The sequence below is a fragment of the Photobacterium satsumensis genome, assembly GCF_050336935.1.
GTDB lineage: Bacteria > Pseudomonadota > Gammaproteobacteria > Enterobacterales > Vibrionaceae > Photobacterium > Photobacterium satsumensis.
This window is the reverse complement of record NZ_JAKJSK010000009.1, coordinates 279756-301071: the sequence shown is the minus strand read 5'-3', so window position 1 is coordinate 301071 and position 21316 is coordinate 279756. Positions and strand designations below refer to the sequence as shown.

Annotated in this window: 15 protein-coding genes; 10 read left to right on the top strand and 5 right to left on the bottom strand. The window is 48.5% G+C overall.

What is annotated here, in order from left to right; translation table 11 throughout:
• Positions 1–23: 23 nt before the first annotated feature.
• On the bottom strand, positions 24–365 hold the full coding sequence (locus tag L4D79_RS19850) for a Grx4 family monothiol glutaredoxin (protein WP_107350132.1): 342 nt from the start codon (positions 363–365) through the stop codon (positions 24–26).
• A 297-nt stretch (positions 366–662) separates the two neighbouring features.
• On the opposite strand from L4D79_RS19850, the gene sodB reads away from it, so the two are divergent.
• The 3 genes from sodB to L4D79_RS19835 all read left to right on the top strand — a co-directional run bounded on the left by sodB (position 663) and on the right by L4D79_RS19835 (position 5659).
• The gene (gene sodB / locus L4D79_RS19845; RefSeq protein ID WP_039456908.1) at positions 663–1247 is read left to right on the top strand and encodes a superoxide dismutase [Fe]; all 585 of its coding nucleotides are present in this window, start codon (positions 663–665) and stop codon (positions 1245–1247) included.
• Between the two features lie 249 nt (positions 1248–1496).
• Positions 1497–2570, top strand: coding sequence for an efflux RND transporter periplasmic adaptor subunit (locus tag L4D79_RS19840; RefSeq protein WP_428653539.1), 1074 nt, complete (start codon positions 1497–1499; stop codon positions 2568–2570).
• Positions 2570–5659, top strand: coding sequence for an efflux RND transporter permease subunit (locus L4D79_RS19835; protein ID WP_428653537.1), 3090 nt, complete (start codon positions 2570–2572; stop codon positions 5657–5659). Before L4D79_RS19840 ends, L4D79_RS19835 begins: the two co-directional genes overlap by 1 nt.
• A gap of 94 nt (positions 5660–5753) precedes the next feature.
• On the opposite strand, the gene asd is transcribed toward L4D79_RS19835, so the two are convergent.
• On the bottom strand, positions 5754–6872 hold the full coding sequence (gene asd / locus L4D79_RS19830) for an aspartate-semialdehyde dehydrogenase (RefSeq protein WP_428653621.1): 1119 nt from the start codon (positions 6870–6872) through the stop codon (positions 5754–5756).
• A gap of 822 nt (positions 6873–7694) precedes the next feature.
• Between asd and nhaC the strand changes: the two genes are divergently transcribed.
• The 7 genes from nhaC (at position 7695) to fldA (ending at position 18102) form a co-directional block, all read left to right on the top strand.
• Entirely contained in the window at positions 7695–9146 is a 1452-nt protein-coding gene (nhaC, locus tag L4D79_RS19825; protein WP_428653535.1) for a Na+/H+ antiporter NhaC, read from the top strand.
• A gap of 488 nt (positions 9147–9634) precedes the next feature.
• On the top strand, positions 9635–10354 hold the full coding sequence (locus L4D79_RS19820) for a nucleoside recognition domain-containing protein (protein WP_428653533.1): 720 nt from the start codon (positions 9635–9637) through the stop codon (positions 10352–10354).
• Positions 10354–10818, top strand: coding sequence for a YjiG family protein (locus L4D79_RS19815; RefSeq protein WP_044622888.1), 465 nt, complete (start codon positions 10354–10356; stop codon positions 10816–10818). Before L4D79_RS19820 ends, L4D79_RS19815 begins: the two co-directional genes overlap by 1 nt.
• Positions 10819–10893: 75 nt before the next feature.
• Entirely contained in the window at positions 10894–12015 is a 1122-nt protein-coding gene (locus L4D79_RS19810) for a M20 family metallopeptidase (protein WP_428653531.1), read from the top strand.
• Between the two features lie 431 nt (positions 12016–12446).
• Entirely contained in the window at positions 12447–13796 is a 1350-nt protein-coding gene (gene hcp / locus L4D79_RS19805) for a hydroxylamine reductase (RefSeq protein WP_428653528.1), read from the top strand.
• 133 nt (positions 13797–13929) lie between these two features.
• Positions 13930–17508, top strand: coding sequence for a pyruvate:ferredoxin (flavodoxin) oxidoreductase (gene nifJ / locus L4D79_RS19800; protein WP_428653525.1), 3579 nt, complete (start codon positions 13930–13932; stop codon positions 17506–17508).
• A 105-nt stretch (positions 17509–17613) separates the two neighbouring features.
• Complete coding sequence (gene fldA, locus L4D79_RS19795) at positions 17614–18102, top strand: flavodoxin FldA (protein ID WP_428653523.1); 489 nt, start codon at positions 17614–17616, stop codon at positions 18100–18102.
• Positions 18103–18215: 113 nt separating this feature from the next.
• Here the strand turns inward: fldA and L4D79_RS19790 are convergent, their stop codons facing one another.
• From L4D79_RS19790 to yejK, 3 genes are all read right to left on the bottom strand, one after another.
• Positions 18216–18578: a nitrous oxide-stimulated promoter family protein gene (locus L4D79_RS19790; RefSeq protein ID WP_428653521.1), complete on the bottom strand. Its 363-nt coding sequence runs from the start codon at positions 18576–18578 to the stop codon at positions 18216–18218.
• A gap of 134 nt (positions 18579–18712) precedes the next feature.
• Positions 18713–20014 carry an Hpt domain-containing protein gene (locus tag L4D79_RS19785; RefSeq protein WP_428653518.1) on the bottom strand — a complete coding sequence of 434 codons (1302 nt, stop codon included), beginning with the start codon at positions 20012–20014 and terminating at the stop codon, positions 18713–18715.
• A gap of 208 nt (positions 20015–20222) precedes the next feature.
• Positions 20223–21236: a nucleoid-associated protein YejK gene (yejK, locus tag L4D79_RS19780; RefSeq protein WP_428653516.1), complete on the bottom strand. Its 1014-nt coding sequence runs from the start codon at positions 21234–21236 to the stop codon at positions 20223–20225.
• Positions 21237–21316 lie beyond the last annotated feature (80 nt).

The following is a 21316-nucleotide window of genomic DNA, read 5'->3' as shown; positions in this document are numbered from 1 at the left end:
TAAGCCAACTTTTCCTTTAGCGATTACTCTGCAGATGCTTCGCCGTCGCGACGCTCAGCCGCTTCTTTAACCAATGGCTGAAGCTCACCTTTCTGGAACATCTCGATGATGATGTCACAGCCGCCAACTAGCTCACCTTCAACCCATAGCTGAGGGAAAGTAGGCCATTGTGCGTAGGCTGGAAGCTCAGCGCGGATATCAGGGTTTTGCAGGATATCGACGTAAGCAAATTTTTCACCACATCCCATCAGCGCTTGTGCCGCCTGAGAAGAAAAGCCACAGCTTGGTAGTTTTGGTGAGCCTTTCATGTACAACAGAATAGCGTTTTCAGAAATCTGTTGTTTAATTTTGTCGATGGTTTCCATAGCTTCCTCTTACGACTTTGCTTATAAGTTGACTATCACAGACATCATTCTACTTGGTCACGCGCCGGAAAAAAACGCCTAAAGAAAATAAGGATATTATTTTTCACTTCTTTTTAGCCTCCAGATCTTTTAATAAAGAAAAAACTTGCTAAAATGATTTCACTGTCACAATTTAGACCAATACCTAGCGGTATAGTAATTCAGTGACAACTGTCAGTTTCAAATAATAAGTTGGCCTTAGCCGACTGGAAGCAATGTCAAGGGAAACGCCCCTTAACCAAAATGGAGAATCGAGCAATGGCATTCGAACTACCAGCTCTACCTTACGAAAAAAATGCTCTTGAGCCACACATCTCTCAGGAAACTCTTGAGTACCACCACGGCAAACACCACAACACTTACGTGGTTAAGCTTAACGGTCTTATCGAAGGTACTGAGCTAGAAGAAAAATCACTAGAAGAAATCGTTAAGACTTCAACTGGTGGCGTATTCAACAATGCAGCTCAGATCTGGAACCACACTTTCTACTGGCACTGCCTAGCGCCAAACGCAGGTGGCGAACCAACAGGTGAAGTGGCTGAAGCTATCAACGCAGCGTTCGGTTCATTCGAAGCGTTCAAAGCAAAATTCACTGATTCAGCAATCAACAACTTCGGTTCTTCTTGGACTTGGCTTGTTAAGAAAGCTGACGGCTCACTAGACATCGTGAACACGTCTAACGCTGGCACGCCACTAACAGAAGAAGGTGTTACTCCTCTTCTAACTGTTGACCTGTGGGAACACGCGTACTACATCGATTACCGCAACCTACGTCCAGACTACATGAACGGTTTCTGGGCACTGGTTAACTGGGACTTCGTTGCGAAGAACCTAGCAGCTTAATAGAGCTTGCACTCCCCCTAATTCAGCTCAACAAGTTGTTTTTAGTTTGATAAAAACGTCTGCAAATGCAGGCGTTTTTTTATTTTTAACCTTCATAATTTTAAGTAATGGCCTTATTCCTGATTCGCGCTAAAAAGCTATAAAAAATATAAAATCTCTAGGTTTCATACGCTTGATTGACGCTTACCTGACAATCCCCTGAACACATAGCAGTAAAAATGCGGGAGTATTCAGCAAGAAGATGCTCCTATGACCAGATATTCAGCCTGCAAAACGATTGCCACGACCGTCCTTTGTTTAGCTCCAACCATCGCGATGGCCAATGCTGCTAAATCTTCAGCGATCCCAGTTACCGTGGAGCCTGTGTCCACCCGAAGCATCGCGCAAAAAATCGAGGAGGTGGGAAAAATCACCGCGCTTGATAATGCCAGCCTCACATTCAGTGCAGGGGCCAAAATTGAAAAGATCGCCTTCAATGACGGAGATGCCGTTAACAAAGGCGATGTCATTGCCGAACTCGATAGCACTAAAGCCAAAGCGGACTTGGACAAAGCTCGCAGCACACTCAGCTTGGCGAAAACCAAACTGCAGCGAACCCGAGACCTGCTTGCCAAGCAGCCCGACGCCCTGTCGCCGCAGGATGTCGACGAGCTTCAAGAACAAGTAAACCTAGCGGCTGCTGACTTCCGCCAGCAAGAAGCAACCCTGAAAGACTACACCATTGTTGCTCCCTTTGACGGCAGGCTAACCACCTTTAGCCACTCCATCGGCAGCCATATTGATGCTTCCGCAGCATTGGTCAGTTTATACAAATTAGATCCCGTCAACGTCACGTATGCCATCAGCCAAGAAGATCTCGGCATGGCGCAGATTGGCCAAACCGTGATGGTTAGTGTCTCGGCCTTTCCCAACCAGACGTTTACCGGTGAAGTAAGCTATATCGCGCCAGCTGTCGATGAGAGCTCAGGCAGGGTGGAAGTCCACGCCACTATCCAGAACCAAGCGCTGATACTGGCGCCGGGTATGTTTGCCAACGTCAGCCAACAACTGCAAAGAGGAAAAGCACAGCTAGTCGTGCCGCAAAACGCCATTTTGGCCAACAACGAACAACGCTACCTGTGGGTTGTTGACGGTGACAAACCACTACGCCGTCAGGTTGAACTGGGTGCCAATACCAATGATGGTTATGTCATTATCAAAAGCGGCCTGAAAAAAGGTGAACTTGTCGTCACCACAGGGCAACAGAAATTGAATGATGGCAACACGGTCAATGTTTTATCACCGCAATCTCTCGAGCAGGCTAACAACAAGGAGGCCGGATAATGCGCTTACCTGAGGTTTGTATTCGCCACCCTGTTTTTGCATCGGTTCTCAGTATTGCTGTCGTATTGCTTGGGATCCTGTCATTCCAAAAACTGTCTATCCAGTATTTTCCTGAGCACCAGACCGCAACCGCGACAGTTAGCGCTAATATCACCGGTGCCAGTGCCGAGTTTATGTCGCGCAATGTCGCTGACAAGCTGATCGATGCTGCAACCGGTCTGGACAGCGTCGATACCATGACAACCGACTGTATCGAGGGGAGCTGTACCCTGAAAATCAACTTTAGCGACGATGTCGATGATGTTGAGTACACCAACCTAATGAATAAACTGCGTAGCAGTGTCGAAGCGGTTAGCGATTTCCCACCGAGCATGACCGACAAACCGACGGTAACGGACAACTCGTCAGATACTAGCACCACCAGTAATATCATCACTTTCGTCAATACCGGTGGTCTTGAGCAACAGGCGATGTATGACTACATCAGCCAGCAACTGGTCCCTCAGTTTCGTCATATCCAAGGTGTCGGCAGTGTCTGGGGACCCTACGGCGGATCGTCTAAGGCCGTACGGGTGTGGCTTAAACCAGAGCGAATGAAAGCTCTGAATATCAAGACAGCTGATGTAGTCGGTACCTTAAGTACCTATAACAGCACATTCACCGCCGGCACCATCAAAGGTGAAGCCCGGGACTTTTCTATCAACCCTGTCAGCCAGGTAACCTCGCTAGAAGATGTCCAGGAATTGGTGATCCGAGTTGAAAGCGGCCAAGTCGTTCGGGTCAAAGACATTGCTGATGTGGTGATGGGTGAAGAGAGCCTTACCCCAAGTAGGCTGACGGTTAATGGCAACCAAGCCATGTCGCTACAGGTCCTGCCGCTGAAAACCGAAAACCCAGTCGTTGTCGCCGAGCGAGTAAAAGCCGCCATTGAGTCGATGCAGGACAAGCTTCCTGACGGTATTGAAATGAAGATGGTTTACAACCAAGCCGACTTCATCGAATCAGCCATCGATGAAGGCTTTGCAACATTGGTCGAGGCGGTTGTATTAGTATCTATCGTGGTGATGTTGTTCCTCGGCTCTTTTCGGGTCGCCTCTGTTCCCATCATCACCATACCGGTTTGTGTCATCGGGGTATTCTCGGTCATGGCACTGCTTGGCTTTAGTATCAATGTGTTAACTATCCTAGCCATTATTTTGGCCATTGGACTGGTGGTTGATGACGCTATCGTGGTCGTCGAGAACTGCTATCGTCACATTGAGCAGGGAGAAACACCATTTAATGCGGCATTGAAAGGCAGCAAGGAAATCATTTTCCCAGTTATCGCGATGACTCTCACTCTTGCCGTTGTCTATCTACCAATAGGTTTGATGTCTGGCTTAACCGCCGATCTCTTTCGTCAGTTTGCTTTTACCCTAGCGGCGGCAGTGATCATTTCCGGCATGGTTGCCCTCACTCTTTCACCAATGATGAGTGCTTACCTGATCAAGCCGATCCACCAGCATCCTAAATGGTTTGCCCGTATCGACCACCAGCTTAACCGCTTGGCCGATAGGTATACCCTAGAGCTTGCTAAGTGGATGAGCCGTAAAGCGGTCATGGCTAGCTTGTCCTGCCTATTACTACTGCTATCGGGGTTTGCCTTTGTCAACATACCGCAGGTTCTGTTACCAACAGAAGATTCTGGCTTTATTGAGGTCACTTCTACTGCACCGACAGGGGTCGGCCGCCAATATCACCTCTCGCATAGTGACGAACTAAACAGTGCCATGGCTGGGCAACGCGCTATTGAAGCAAACCTGTCATACATTGAAGGGACGCCAACCAACCATGTGTTACTCAAACCATGGGGTGAGCGCCAGCAAACCGCCGATGGGGTGGTTGCCACGCTCAGTGAAAAAGCCAGCCGCACCGTATCGGCCTATGACATGTCCTTTGCGGTCCGCTCTGCCGATAATCTTGGTATTGCAACGAACCTGGTACTGGAACTGACAACCGTAGACCGAGATACCGACGCCCTGGCAAAGACGGCTGAACAGGTTACCGACCTGCTCGAGCAGTACCCAGGGGTAACCAATGTCAAGAACTCGACCCTGCGCGATCAGTTAACTTACGATCTGGAAATCGACCGAAATGCCATTATCTTATCTGGAGTGAATTACAGCGATGTCACCGATGCGCTATCAACATTCATGGGATCGGTCAAAGCGGCTGACTTACAAGCCGATGACGGGTTCACCTACCCGATCCAAGTACAGGTTAACCGCCAGGATTTGGGCAGCTTCAATGTGCTCGATAAGCTCTATGTCAGTTCAGATTCCGGACAAAGCTTGCCGCTGTCCCAATTTGTCAAAATCAAGCAAACTACAGCGGAATCAAGCTTTAAGACCTATATGGGCAAAGACAGTGCAGAAGTCACCGCTGACTTGATGCCTGGCTATACCGCCAGTGATATCAAAGCCTATGTCGACCAAGAAGTACCTTCCCTTTTGAGCAGTGCCCAAGGATATGCCTTCAACGGCACGGTGAAGCTACTGGATGATTCACAAGCCGGTACACAGCTGCTTTTCCTGCTTGCCTTGGTATTTGTTTACCTCATTTTGGCGGCACAGTTTGAAAGCTTTATCGATCCGCTGGTCATTATGCTAACGGTTCCGTTATGTATTGTCGGAGCCCTATTGACCCTGTCACTGTTTGATCAGAGCCTGAATATCTACTCGAAAATCGGCTTGCTGACATTGGTCGGTCTAGTGACTAAGCACGGTATCTTGCTGGTTGAATTTGCCAACGAGCAGCGCCGGCAAGGTGCAACGGCGATTAAGGCCGCTTTGGAAAGTGCCCGCTCTCGCCTGAGACCGATACTAATGACATCAATGACGATGCTCCTCGGTTCGCTGCCGCTAGCGTTTGCGTCAGGTCCGGGGTCACTGGGCCGGGTAAATATCGGGCTGGTACTCGTCGGTGGGCTGGTTGCCGGCACTTTCTTCTCGCTGTTTGTCGTGCCTGTCGCCTATGTCGCCATGGCTAGGCTAAAGGAGAAGGATGTATTGGCTGTTTGGCGCCGCCACCGCAAAGTTCCGGCTAGTTAACATCCGAGCTTTGCGTATTATTCGCTAAGTACACGTCATAAAAAACGCCTGCATGTCCTAGTACATGCAGGCGTTGTTTTTTCAGCTGTATTATTTAAGCGTGTTTTTCAGCCAAGATAATACGCAAGGTACGGCGTAGAGGCTCGGCAGCCCCCCAAAGCAGCTGATCACCCACAGTGAACGCATTGAGGTAGTCATCACCCATTGCCAGTTTGCGCAAACGGCCAACAGGAACAGAAAGGGTACCGGTTACCTTGGTTGGGCTCAGCTCTTGAGCGGTCACATCACGGTCATTCGGGATCACTTTCACCCAATCGTTATGTGAGGCGATGATTTCCTCCACCTCGTCCATTGGTACGGCTTTCTTCAGCTTCACGGTCAGCGCCTGGCTATGGCAGCGCATGGCACCGATACGGACACATGTACCATCGATAGGAATAGGCTGGCTATCAAGACCTAGGATCTTGTTGGTTTCCACCGACGCTTTCCATTCTTCTTTGCTTTGGCCATTATCACGCTTGACGTCAATCCAAGGGATCAACGAACCGGCTAGCGGTACACCAAACTCTTGCGACGGGAAGTTATCGGAGCGCATGGTTTCAGCCACCTTGCGATCGATATCCAAAATAGAGGTAGAAGGATCAGCCAGTTCACTGGAAACCGCGTCGTTGATCACCCCCATCTGGCTGATCAGCTCACGCATGTTTTTCGCGCCGGCACCAGACGCCGCCTGATAGGTTTGAGAAGTCATCCACTCAACCAGGCCCGCTTGGTACAAACCACCGACAGCCATTAGCATCAGGCTCACTGTACAGTTACCACCAGCAAAGGTGCTCACACCCTTGTGTAGGCCTTGTTTCATCTGTTCATAGTTAACCGGATCAAGGGCAATAATAGAGTCTTCTTTCATGCGCAAAGTCGATGCCGCATCAATCCAATAACCTTTCCAACCTGCTTGACGTAGTGCTGGGTACACTTTTTCAGTGTAGCTACCACCCTGACAGGTGATAATCGCATCCAACTGTTTCAGGCGCTCAATATCAAACGCATCCTGAAGGACGCCGGCATCCTTACCAAAGTTCGGAGCTGGGATCCCAATTTGGGACGTAGAGAAGAAAACAGGCTCAATGACATTAAAATCACCTTCTTCAACCATACGTTGCATCAGGACAGAGCCCACCATGCCTCGCCAACCCACTAATCCTACTTTCATCATCTGCACTACACTCCCTGATCATTGTTCTATCGGTATAACTATCGATGCTTCTGGTATGACCTTATATACCGAAGTCACTTCGGTATATACAGCAGCACACGATAGTTATAACGACAGGCAGACCCCCATCTATAGTAATTTCAGCCCCGAAACTCAAGCATAAGTTGCAAAAAACCTGTAAAAAAAATCACCACACTGTGAACAAAACCAGCAGATAATATTACACCTTACGATGCTGAATGATAAATTCCCACATTATTTTTGGTGAAATTTCGGGCTAGAAGACAAGCAAACATCGATGAAATTGCACTCTATTCGAAAGTTTACGCATAAAAATAAAACTAAAAGATGAAATCTTAACTAAATCACCACAAGCATTAAGCATTACTTATTTTGATCATTTCGCCACAAATTGATAACCTACCAAACCTCTACTTGGCAAAGCTTAATTCTAAAATAACACCACAATTGCGGTTGTATTATCTATCTATTAATGGAATAACACACATGGAAACAATATGAAAGAACAGTCAAAAAACATACAACACACAAATTAAGCACGCTAAATTAACAACTTTTCAAAATACAAACGTACTTTTTTAAAGGGTTTTGACTTCATTTTGTATCAGATCACATCTAGAGACATTTTCTATCGTGACCATGAAAGCTATCCGCTAGAGTAGCGGCGAATCAATGCTCGTCCCCTTTAACTGACCATTTAGGTCATCAAAATTATTAAAAAAGAATCCCTTTGGGTAAAAATATACCGTCCAAAGGAATAATCACAATTTACAGGCTCGAACTTACAAGGTTAGAAGTATGAACAAACAGACTGTAAAACTACCGTCGCTGACTCAGGTCTTTATCGCTCTCGGTATTTTTCTTGCGCTGGCTTTCTCTTTTACTGCGAAACTCGATTTACCTATCCAGTTAGCGCTTTACATCGGCTGGTTCGTGATCATGGCGCTAGGCATTAAGCTTGGTCATGATTATAAATCGCTAGAAACAGCAGCAACCAAAGGCATCGCTAACGGCTTGGGTGCCGTGCTAATTTTGCTGGCGGTAGGTGCCCTAGTGGGTACTTGGATTGCTGGTGGTATTGTTCCAACCATCATTTATTACGGGCTTAAAGCCATCCACCCATCAATCTTCCTGCTTGCCACTATGCTGATTTGTTCAATGACAGCACTGGCAACGGGCACCTCTTGGGGTGCAGCAGGTACTGCGGGCATCGCCATGATGGGTATCGGCCAGGGCCTTGGTATTCCAGCCCCGATGACAGCTGGTGCAGTGCTATCCGGCTGTTACTTTGGCGACAAACTGTCACCACTATCAGACTCGGTAATTCTGGCTTCATCGATGTCGAATGTAGAAGTTGTTGAGCATATCAAAGGCATGCTGCCTATTGCCCTGATCAGCTACATCATTACCGGTATCCTCTTTACTGGTGTTGGCATTCACTACGCCGGCAATGTCGATATGTCTCAGGTTGAGTCTGTAATCCTTGCGATGGACAAGCAGTTCGTGATCTCGCCATTCTCATTCGTACCGGTGATCATTGTTCTTGCCCTACTGGCTTTACGTCTGCCCTCTTTCCCGGTTATTTCTCTTGGTTCACTGCTGGGCATCATTTGGGCAGTAATGGTTCAGGATATGGACCCACTGGTTGCCTTTAACACCGCTTGGGCACCGTTCTCTATCGACTCTGGTGTCGACTTCATCGACGCAATCCTTAACCGTGGCGGCATGTCATCGATGCTGGGCTCGGTCGCTGTTATCATCTTCGGCCTTGGCTTCGGTGGCCTACTGGACAAAGTCGGTGTATTGCAGACTATTGCTAAGATCTTCGAGAAACGCGTTAACTCAGCAGGCAGCCTATCAGTATCTACGATTGCCACAGCCTTTTTGGGTAACGTATTTGGCTCAGCGATGTATGTATCATTGATCCTAACGCCAAAGATCTGTGCCAAGAACTACGACCGTCTGGGCTATCAGCGTAAGAACCTATCGCGTAATGCGGAGTTTGGCGGCACCCTGACATCAGGTATGGTGCCGTGGAGCGACAATGGTATCTATATGGCCAGTATCCTTGGTGTAGCCACCTTCTCCTACGCGCCATTCATGTGGCTGAGCTTCGTGTGTATCATCGTCACCGTTGTCTCGTCTTACATGGGTTGGTTCGTTGACCGTTGCCCACCAACGGTGGTTGCTGACGAAGCAACCGAAGAGGCCCCATTGCAAACGACTCAGGGTCAGCAACAAACTGCTTAAGTTTCTTTCTGTAAGAAATTGAAAGGGCGCCAGATGGCGCCCTTTTTTTTATTTTGGTCAACAATATAGTTGTAAACAAATATTAATGCACCTTATACTAACCAAGCCTCAATAACACACAAACTTATCGTTCCCGCCAGCACTAAAAAACAGTAATAACACAGCAAAAACACACTACAGAAATGATTAATTAATAAATAAAAAACAATTAATCATGCTTTAAAACAACCTCCTTTATTATTAAATTTTGTGAATGGAATATTAATGTGGATCGCGATCACAAATACTAGCCATTAACCCCATTGGATTAGCATTCAGTAGCACATATTGACCCCCGTCAATTATTTCCCCTATAAATCAGGGACAATGACCTCGTTTCTTATTTTGAGGGCTCTGTAACAGCTCTATTTACAGTGAAAGGCTGTGAACAATTGTTACAGATTCCTTATTTTGGCCAATCGGCCTTTTTGATTCCTAAGAGGTTACATATGAGCAATCCAGCAGAGAAAAACCAAAAGGTAACGATAGGTGCATACATTGCCCTAGCGTTCGCTTTTGTGTTCTTTTCAGGTTTACTACAAACCAACGAGTGGTACGGTGTATTTGATTTCAATACCCTTAACGGTTCTTTCGGTACGATGGCTAACACTGTTACGACAGCGGCAGACGGTGCCATCGAAGTAACGAAAACTACCATGCGCGGTACGGGCGGTAGCGGTGCACGTGACGGCTTCCTATTTGCCCTAACACTTGTACCAACGGTTATGTTCGCACTGGGTATGATCAACGTTCTAGAACACTACGGTGCTCTAGACGCTGCTCGTAAGCTACTGACTCCACTACTACGTCCACTCGTTGGCCTACCTGGTGATACTGGTCTAGCGCTTATCGCTTCTCTGCAGAACACCGACTCAGGCGCATCAATGACTCGCCAGCTTCAGGAAGCAGGCCATATCAACCAGCGCGAGACCGATGTCTTCGCGATGTTCCAGTTCTCTGCCGGTGCGACCATTGTTAACTTCTTCTCTTCTGGCGCAGTTCTTTTCACCCTAACCTACGCTGACGGCAGCAACGCAGTAACCTCATCAATCGGTCTGGCGGTTGTCATCATGTTCGTGATGAAAATTGTAGGCGCGAACATCTTCCGCCTATACCTAAAAGCCACAGACAAGAAAAACAACGTTTCTACTGAGAAGGAGACCGCATAATGTCTCAAGCAACTAAAAAACCAATGGTTACTGATATCTTCGTAGAAGGCGCGAAGAAAGGCTGGGCTATCTCGACGAGCTCTACGATTCCGAACGTACTTATGGCATTTGTGATCATCAAGGTACTTTCTCTTACCGGTGCACTAGACGCTATGGGCGTTTTGTTCTCACCTATCATGGGCGTCTTCGGCCTACCAGGTGAAGCTGCTGCAGTACTGATCGGTGCGTGGATGTCGATGGGTGGTGCGGTAGGTGTGGTAATCACCCTGTTTGACAGCGGTATCCTTGACGGTAACCACATTGCAATCCTCGCCCCTGCTATCTACCTAATGGGCTCACAGGTTCAGTACCTTGGCCGTATCCTGGGTGTTATCGGTACAGAAGGCCGCCACATCCCAGTGATGGTTGCGATTTCTGTTCTGAACGCATTCGTTGCCATGTTCGTAATGAACATCCTTGTGTAAATACCTTTAAGGGGGCTTAGCCCCCCTTTTTCCTGTCGCTATTCCTACCCGTACAGGGTTCTCTCAGGAGCTAATATGAGTTTCTCACTGCAAGATTACTTGGAAGAACTACGCCCGCTTATCGATGTCGACTGCGGTACGCTAACCAAAGAAGGCATTGAAGTTATTGCCAACCAGATGGAACAAAAATACGTTGATCTGGGCTGGAACGTGAAACGTGTTGATTGTGGCATTGCCGGAACCGGCCTTGAAGTGCGCAATAAGCCAGACGCTGAAACCATTGACGTTATGCTTATCGGTCACATGGACACGGTTTTCCCTGTTGGCACAGTGGCCGCTCGCCCAATGACGTTTGATGACAAGCGTGCCTACGGCCCTGGCGTTTCTGACATGAAATCTGGCCTGTTGAACGTTGTTTACACCCTGCGTGAAATGGACAAGGAAACGTTAGATAAACTGTCTATCTGTGTGTGCATGAATCCAGACGAAGAAATTGGTTCGCTGCACTCAGAAAAATGGCTAAAGAGCGTTGCAGTAAATGCTAAAAATGTACTGGTTGCTGAAGCTGCCCGTGCTGACGGCTCTTTGGTTAAAGCCCGTAAGGGTATGGCTCGCTACCGCCTGACATTTGCAGGTAAAGCTGCACACGCGGGTAACGAACCACAAAATGGCCGCAGTGCAATCACTGAGATGGCAAACTGGATCTTGGCGATCAACAATCTAACCAACTTCGAAAGCGGTACAACACTGAACGTGGGTGTGGTTAAAGGTGGTGCAGGTGCCAATATCGTTCCTGACCATGCAGAAGCTGTGGTTGATGTACGTTTCTGGGACAATGACGAATACGCTGATGCCGACGCCAAAATCCGTGCAATGGCTGAAACACCATTTGTTGACGGTGTCGCAATTACCATTGACCGCGAAGCACACAAACCATCAATGGTTCCTTCAGAGAAAACGGAATCTCTGATGGCCTTGGTTGAAGAAGCAGGCCAGGAAGTGGGCATCAACATCACATGGCAGGAAGTCGGTGGCGGTTCAGATGCTAACCTAACAGCAGTTCTGGGTATCCCGACACTGGATGGCCTTGGTCCTGCCGGTGCCGGTTTCCACAGTGCCGATGAATACCTTGAGCTAGAAACTATCGAGCCGCGTATCCAGCTACTGAAAAAAGTACTGACCAAAATCGCCGGTTAATTCGGGCGAATAGGTAGTTAAATAGATAAAAGGGCGCATCTGCGCCCTTTTTTAATTCCTGACTGAACGCTCCCTCACGACGCTTGTGAGCGTGTCTGACTCTTCTCACTTTCTCGGTACGCTGCCAAGTATTTTTCCCGTACTTTAAGTAAGTGCTTCCGGGCCAAATACGCCCTCTTTTTCAGAGACATACTCATATCCATTCCATCTAATCCAGCCAACTGTATATAGGCTACAGAGATTTAAAACACCGTTCAATCACCAGTATACAATCCGTACATTCCGATACAATTCACGTCACCGCCATACATAAGTGGTATTTTATATGGAGGTTATTGGCAAAAATGATCTCGATCAATGACGTGGCTTCGCTTTCCTCGTATGCTCACGTTATAAGTTGCAAAACAAATACACCTTTAAGGAATGCAATAATGTCGAACTTAGCAATGTTTTGTCATCAGTGCTCAATGGCCCAAACTGGCGGCTGTGGTAGCACGGGAAAAACCCAAGGTACTTGTGGTAAAGACGAAAACCTTTCTCGCCTACAAGATATTATGATTTTCGGCCTAAAAGGCCTTTCTGCTTACCGTACCCATGCAGATGATCTAGGTGCAGATACTAAATCTGTTGATGACGTAATTGCCGAAACCCTATATTTCACGCTAACTAACGTTAACTTCAGCTTTGACCAGCACATTGCCCAACTGATGAAAATTGGTGGTGCCGGTAGCGAGATGATGTCTCGCTTAGGTGAAGCCCACCATGGCCGCTTAGGGATCCCTACTCCTGTATGCGTGCCGCAGAACAAAGCCGAAGGTAAAGGTATCCTGGTTACCGGTCACGACCTTGAACTGCTAGAGCGTCTGCTTATTGCGACCGAAGGTAAAGGTATCAATATCTATACCCACTCAGAGATGCTACCTGCGCACGGCTATCCGGAACTACGTAAATACAGCCACCTGAAGGGTAACGTAGGTAAAGCTTGGTTCGACCAAAAGCAGCTATTCCAAAAGTGGAACGGTACCATTATCGTGACCACTAACTGTATTGTTCCGCCAACAGGCCGCGCAGATTATGCCGATCGTCTATACAGCTACGGTATTGTCGGCATCGATAACTGCCGCCAGCTTGAAGACGACTTCGGTCCACTGATCGAACAGACACTGAGCCTACCGGATATCGAAGGTTTCGACAGTGAAGAAACCCTGATGACCGGCCATAACTACAAGACGATCCTTGGTTTGGCACCGCAGATCCTGGAAGCGGTCAACGAAGGTAAGATCAAGCAGTTCTTCGTCGTAGCAGGTTGTGATAAGCCAGGTAAACCTAATGATTACTTCCGTGAATTGGCTCTGTCGATCCCGGACGATTGCATTATCCTGACCTCTTCATGCGGTAAGTTCCGTTTCAACGACCATGACTTCGGTACCGTCCCGGGTACAGAGATCCCACGCTATCTAGACCTTGGTCAGTGTAACGACAGCTACGGTGCCGTAATGATCGCGCTGGCACTGAGCGATGCGATGGGTGTTGCCGTTAACGATCTTCCGGTGAATATCGTTCTGTCTTGGATGGAGCAAAAAGCAGTACTGATCCTACTGGCCCTGTTCAACTTGGGTATTCAGAATATTTACCTTGGTCCTAACCCACCAGAATTTGTTAACGAAGATATCTTTGCCTTCTTGCAGCAGCAGTTCAACCTGCAGCTAACAGGCGATGCCAAAGATGACTTGGCCCGCATGCTAAACCCTCAACCACAACTAGACGTGGTTGAAGTGTAAATCGCAGTAATGCCCTCGGGCCGGCCCTCTGCTACCACTAGGGGTCGGCCCACCCTATTAAAAAAATCAAAAAACGCAGCAACCTGTTTGCCTGTGTCGATTACCTGTACCTGTTAGCCCGATGGAGCTAGTCATGTCTACTCATCAAAAAAGCCAATCGCAGTTTGTTACCATGGACGGCAATGAAGCCGCCGCGTCTATTGCTTATCGCTGCAATGAAGTGATCGGTATCTACCCTATCACTCCATCTTCTCCAATGTCGGAAGCCTGCGAGACATGGGAATCCCAGCAGCAAGAAAATATCTGGGGCCAAGTACCCCGAGTGATCGAAATGCAATCCGAAGGCGGGGCTGCCGGTGCCGTTCACGGTGCCTTGATGGCTGGCGCCATGTCGACCACTTTTACATCATCACAAGGGTTACTGCTTAAGATCCCTAACATGTACAAAATTGCCGGGGAGCTTACCCCCTTTGTCATGCATGTTGCCGCCCGTACTCTTGCTACCCATGCATTATCGATTTTCGGTGATCACTCAGATGTTATGGCAGTACGTCAGACAGGTTTTGCTATGTTGGCAGCAGGTAGTGTCCAGCAAGCCCATGACTTTGCACTCATAAGCCAAGCGGCAACATTGGAAAGCCGAGTCCCTTTTGTGCATTTCTTCGATGGTTTCCGTACCTCGCATGAAATCAATAAAATCAAACTGATTGATGATACGACGCTGCACACCATGGTGGACAACGAGCAGGTCAATGCCTTCCGCGAACGCGGGCTAACTCCTGATGCGCCGAGCATCCGAGGCACCGCGCAAAATCCAGATACTTTCTTCCAGGCCCGAGAAGCATCAAATTTGTTCTATCAGGCATGTCCTGATATCGTGGCGAGCAAAATGGCCCAGTTTGCCGAACTAACCGGCCGCGAATACCGTCCATTCGATTACTACGGCCATCCGCTGGCCGATAACGTTATTGTGGTAATGGGATCAGCCTCTTCAACGGTAAAACAAGCCGTTGACCACCAGCTTGCCCTTGGCCAAAAAGTCGGCGTGGTCACCGTACACCTATACCGACCGTTCTCTTTAGCGCATTTGATCGAGGTGCTACCTACCTCAGTCACGAACATTGCCGTGCTTGATCGCACCAAAGAACCTGGCGCGATGGGCGAACCACTGTACTTGGATGTCATGGCCGCCTTGCAGCAAGCCGTTGCCAACCAGCAGTACCCACATATGCCAGCAATTGTGGGCGGCCGTTATGGGCTTTCTTCCAAGGAATTTACCCCATCCCATGCCGCGGGTATTTTCAATACCATGCTTGACCAGCAACTCAAGCATTCATTTACCGTGGGGATCGTCGACGATATCACCCACCTGTCACTGCCGCAGCCAGCCTCTATTGATGTCGAGCCGGCAAGCCGTTTACGTGCATTGTTCTATGGTCTAGGTGCCGACGGTACAGTCAGTGCCAATAAAAATACCATCAAGATCCTCGGTGAAAATACCCCGCTGCACACCCAGGGGTACTTTGTCTATGATTCAAAGAAATCAGGTGGCATTACTACCTCACACTTGCGAATCGATCCTCAGGCGGTTGAAGCACCCTACCTGATTGAACAAGCAGACTTTATTGCCTGCCATCAGTTCCAATTCATCAACAAATTGGAAATGTTCGAAAAGTCCGCACCCAAAGCGACCCTGCTTCTCAACAGTCCATACGATGCTGAGAACATATGGCAACACCTGCCGCGTGAAGTCCAGCAGGTCATCATCGGTCGCCAGCTTAAACTGTATGTCATTGATGCTGTTAAACTCGCCCGCGAACTTGGGCTGAAAAACCGCATTAATACCATCATGCAAGCGGGCTTTTTTGCCCTTAGCAACCTCATGCCTATTGATGACGCTTTGAGCCAGCTTAAAACGGCTATTGAGAAGAGTTATAGCAAACGCGGACCGGCCATTGTTGAGGCAAACCACGCTGCCGTTGATGCTGCAGTTGCCCATCTGCAGGCCGTAGACATTCCTGATGGCGTCACCAGTATTTTCCGCCGCCCGCCGATAGTGAGCGAAAACGCACCAGAGTTAGTCAAGCGTGTCAGCGCAATGATGATGGCCGATAAAGGTGATCAACTGCCGGTCAGCGCCTTCCCGGTAGACGGATGCTGGCCAACGGCCACAACCCAATGGGAAAAACGCAACATTGCGCAGGAAGTACCGGTTTGGGAAGAAGATTTATGCACCCAATGTAATATCTGTACCTTAGTATGCCCGCATGCCGCCATCAGAGCTAAGGCAGTCGCCCCCGGTGAACTTACCGATGCGCCTGACGGTTTCAAGCATACCGACTACAAGCAACGTGATTTCAAAGGCCAAGCCTATACCTTGCAGGTGTCGCCGATGGATTGTACCGGTTGTAACCTGTGTACTACCGCGTGTCCTGCCAGTGACAAAGACAACCCGGCCCGCAAGGCCATCAACATGGTACCGAAGCAGCAAGTCATTGAGCAGCAAAGCACAAACTATGATTACTTCCTACAGCTGCCGGAAGTAGAGCGGATCGACATCAAGCGTATTGATGCCCGTACCAGCCAGCTTCTCCAGCCGTTATTTGAGTATTCGGGTGCTTGTTCGGGCTGTGGCGAGACATCGTACGTCAAGCTGCTCACTCAGCTGTTCGGTGACCGGTTACTGATCGCCAATGCGACCGGTTGTTCGTCGATCTATGGCGGTAACCTGCCGACCACCCCTTATGCGGTTAACAGTGAGGGACGTGGTCCGGCTTGGGCCAACTCACTATTTGAAGATAATGCCGAGTTCGGCTTGGGGATGCGTCTGGCATTAGACAGCAAACGCCACCACGCCCTGTCACTGCTCGACACTGCCCGCGATATTATTCCTGCAGATTTGATTGAACAGATCCGCAAGGATGCCTTCGACAGCAGCGAAGCAGCTGTCGTCCGCCAGCGTAGTAACCTAACCCGCCTGCGGGCAGCACTGCCTTATTCGCTGCGCCAGCTTGATACCTGTGCGGATGATTTGGTTGCCAAAAGCAATTGGATTGTCGGTGGTGACGGCTGGGCCTACGACATCGGTTATGGCGGTCTGGATCATGTCCTTGCCGGGGGTGACAACGTCAACGTTCTGGTAATGGATACCCAAGGCTACTCCAATACCGGTGGCCAGCAATCCAAAGCCACACCGACCGGTGCCGTTGCCAAGTTCGCAACCCAAGGTAAAACCAGCCAAGGCAAGGATTTGGCGCTTAACATGATGATGCACGGCAACGTCTATATCGCCAAAATCGCGCTGGGCGCCAATATGAACCAAACCATCAAGGCCCTTCAGGAAGCTGAAGCCTATCCGGGGCCATCCCTGGTGATCGCCTACTCGCCTTGCATCACCCATGGTTTTGACATGGCGGAAGGTGTTGAGCATCAGCAACTGTTGGTCGACTCCGGCCTGTGGCCATTGTTCCGCTTTGATCCTCGCCGGATAGCCAAAGGACGCGCAGCACTGCAAATGGACTCGAAGCCAGCGAAAAAAGACATCGAAGAGCTGATCGGCCGTGAAGCCCGCTTCACCCAGATCAAACGAAGAGATCCGGCGCGCTATGAGCAGAACCTCAACCGCCTTCGTCAGCAGGTCAGCCACAAACATCAATTGCTTGAACAGCTAGCCCAGTGGAAACCGGCGCAAGACCAAGACGCAAGCAATTAAGTAACCAATACAAAATTATTAGCAAACCCAAAGAACACAGTGCGGCTGGCCAAACAGTTTTACAATTTGAAGCCAGCCTGCACCAAAAGTTAGGAGACATAAATAATGGCTAACATCGGTATTTTTTTCGGTAGCGACACCGGCAACACTGAAAAAGTCGCAGAGAAAATCGCAGCGAAACTGGCATTAGACCCTCAGGATATTGCAGGTAACAGTAGCGATATTTTTGATGACTATGACCTGCTTATTCTTGGCACACCAACAGCTAACTACGGTGAAATGCAGCCAGATTGGGACTATTTTGTGCCGGAAATGGAAGATGCCGACCTTACCGGTAAAAAAGTGGCGCTATTTGGTCTTGGCGATCAGGTAGATTACCCAGATAGTTTCCTTGATGCCATGGGCGAACTGGCAGAAATGGTCGAAGAAGCCGGTGGTGAACTGATTGGCGAATGGCCGACTGACGGCTATGAATTCAATCATTCCCGAGCAGTGAAGGATGGAAAATTTGTCGGCCTGGCCCTTGATGAAGACCGTCAACCAGAGCTTACCGATGATCGCATAGCAACTTGGCTTGCAACTCTTGGTCTGTAGGACAGCGTCGGCAATAGCTTTAAGATAATAAGGGCTGCACTGTGCAGCCCTTTTTAGATCGGGTTGTCCAACGTCTTAGCCAATAGCAAGCAAAAAGGTTATGTAAACGTAAGCTACTGCTGCAAAGAAGATGAAGAAGTATCAACCTGCTCGCCGCGACGCAAACAGTCAAACTTGAATTTTAATGTTTGAAGTGGACGCCGCCATACCAGTTTAGGCATAGCCCAACGCGACACATGGTTGAAGTGCAAACGTTTAGCAGGTTGATAGCAGTGGTTTTTACACTGGGCGCAGCTAGGCTTTTCATTACCGAGACGGCATTTTTGTACGCGGTGTTCGACATATTCAATTAACCCTTCACATTCAGGGCACATAATGGCACCACGGTGCAGCGTTTTGCAGTAAAGGCGAATCATCGCCTTTGCGGTATCCAACTCACGCTGCTGTCGAGCTGGACCAGAAGTTTGAACGATCATAGGGGCGCTATTATCCACTGCCGCGACTGCATTTATATGATCTCGATCAATTCAGGCTGGCGAACCAAACAATCACCAGTCTAAAGTGAACTTAACTAGCACAATAACCTGCTAGTAAAGTTTTCACCCGATACCTAAACACCGATCGTCGTTTTGGCAAGATAAGCCTCGGCACTGGCAATCGTCTGGTTCAATACCATCTCTATCTCCCGACACTCTTCGACTGATACCGGCTCATTATTTTTGAATTTCGTCTCTGCCACCCCGCAGCACCTACGCAACGGTTCCGCGCTCAGGTTTGCCGCCACCCCCTTCAATGCATGAACAATATTCAGTGCATGCTCTTGCTGCCCAGCCTCTGACACTGCCGCCACCAACACCTGCCCCTTACCGGCGTTATCCTCAATGAAGATTTCCAGTAACATGCACACCGTCTCTTCATCACCGTCCATTGCTTCGCGCAGTGCGTTGACATCCAACCACCCCTCAGGCTCTGCACCGTTATCAGAGCTCTCTTCCTGAGTCTGTTCTTGTATGGAGCCGCTATCCGATACAACGACATCGACTATCTCTTCTTTAACCGGTCTTGAAACTATTGTTGACTTGTCTTGCTGGGGTATCTCTTGGCTGACTGCTCCTGAGACGGATGTTTCTTGGGTGAGAGTTTCTTGGGTGAGAGTTTCTTGAGTGAAGGTTTCTTGGGTAGATGTATGTTGACTGGGTACCATTTGGCTCAGTGCTGCTTTGTGATTTTCCTTTAGCGATTGGATTTTGGCACCTTCATCGAGAAAAGATTGGATTTCCAATGCGGCTGGCGTGAAGACCATCTTCAATAGCTCACACAAATTTTCCAGCTTTTCACTATCAGCCTGAGTTTTGACCTCACGCTCAACCTGCTCGGCCAATGCATGGATCTGCTCGGTGCCTAAACTGGCGGAGACCCCTTTCAGGCTATGGGATAGCATCTGAACTTGATCTATATCGCCGGCTTGGAGTGCCTTTACGATTTTATGACCATCATCAAAATGCTCATCGACAAACACCTCTAGTAGCATAGTAACCATATCACGGTCACCATCCATGGTATCAAGCAGGTAATCACTATCGAAAACCGTCAAGGACTCAACTTCTGTGGAAAGACTCAGTGTTTCATCTGCCGTGTTGGGATTGGTCTCTAGCAGAGATTCAGACACGGTTTTCGGATCACCGCTCTCTTCGTCTTTCGGCTTAAGCAGGAAACTACTGCCAATGCCTAACGCAGCAACTAAGGCCATAACAGAAAACACAATCAGAGCATTTCCTAGCACACCAGACAGAGAGATCCCCAAATATAAACTCGGTAATGCCGCGACAATCAATGCAATGCCAATCAAGCTTTTCGTTGAACTGTGGGATTGACTGGTAGATGCCGCTCTTTTGCCTGACGTTTTTTTCATGGTCACTCCTGTCCATTACACCCCATAGCAATACGCCGTACCCTAGCCAAGGTATAAAAAATAATCAGAAAAGTATGGAAAACTATACAAAACTTTAGGCAAAAAAATTAGAGAGGTACAACCAAAATCAGGAATTGGTTAAAGAAGCAGTAAAAAGAAAGCGCTAAAAGCACGAGCAGCGAGAATAGCTGCCCGCACTATCAAAGAGTTAGCTGTCGCTATTTAGACGACGCAGCAGCTGATCCTTCAGATTTGGCGGGGTCCCCTTCAAGGTCAGCGTATCGGTATCCGCATCATAGAAGATACGCTCACCAAGCAGCATGCCATCAAAGTTGATGGTTACGCCGCCACCTGAGCCAACGAACTTGGTCAGTTTACGCATGGCCGTTCTATCCGCAGGAAAACTTTCCTCCAGCTCATAGCCTTGCTGTGACGTGAACTGGTAGAAATCTGTGCCATCATCAGACTCAGGTAATTCAGCGGCCAGTTCCTTGACCGTCACTTCATCGCCTGACTGCAACTGACCGTTGCAGTAATCATAAACCTGCTTGCGATACTCCTGCTTTTCTTCTTTATCCATGCGCGAATCGGCACAGAAATCTTCCACCGCCTGCATCAATACCTGATTCTGCTCTTTAACGTCCAGACCTACTTCGGCCTGCAGGAAGTCGAGGAAAAAGTCCGCAATCTTGCGACCAACGCGCCCTTTAATGTAAGTCAGGTAGCGGTTCGAATCCGCGTCGGTTTCCCACGATGACAAATCAATACGGGCAACAATATCCATTTTCGACACATCAAGATAATCGGTCGCACTGATATCCAACTGCTCAGTCACCTTCATGCTGTGACAGGTAGGAAGCAGGCCAATAAAGAGGTAATCCGTGGCTAAAGATTGGTACTCTGCAATGACCAAAGTGCCGGATTCTGCGAACGGATATTTCACCAACTCAGCCTGAAGACGCTGGGCTGATTGGTTAGAAAATGTAAGAAAGTCCAACTCGCCACGACGAGACTGTTTCAGCCAATGGCCAAATTCGCTATCTTCAGAGAAGTGACCAAACCCTTTTGCTCCCTTGCTACTGTATACTCGATGTAGCTCAGAAACCAGTTCCTCGGTTGCGGTATTGTTTTCAAGGGATTGTTTTCTAAGATGAATTTCCAATTCATCGTTTTCATTCTTAACTAATTGATGAAGAATGACGTTGGAAAGTGTGAGGCTCATAATGGAAAAATTTCAGTTAATCTAAAGTGTAGGTTATTATAAGTCGCTTTCCTTAACATTAAACAAGATTAAACAAGACT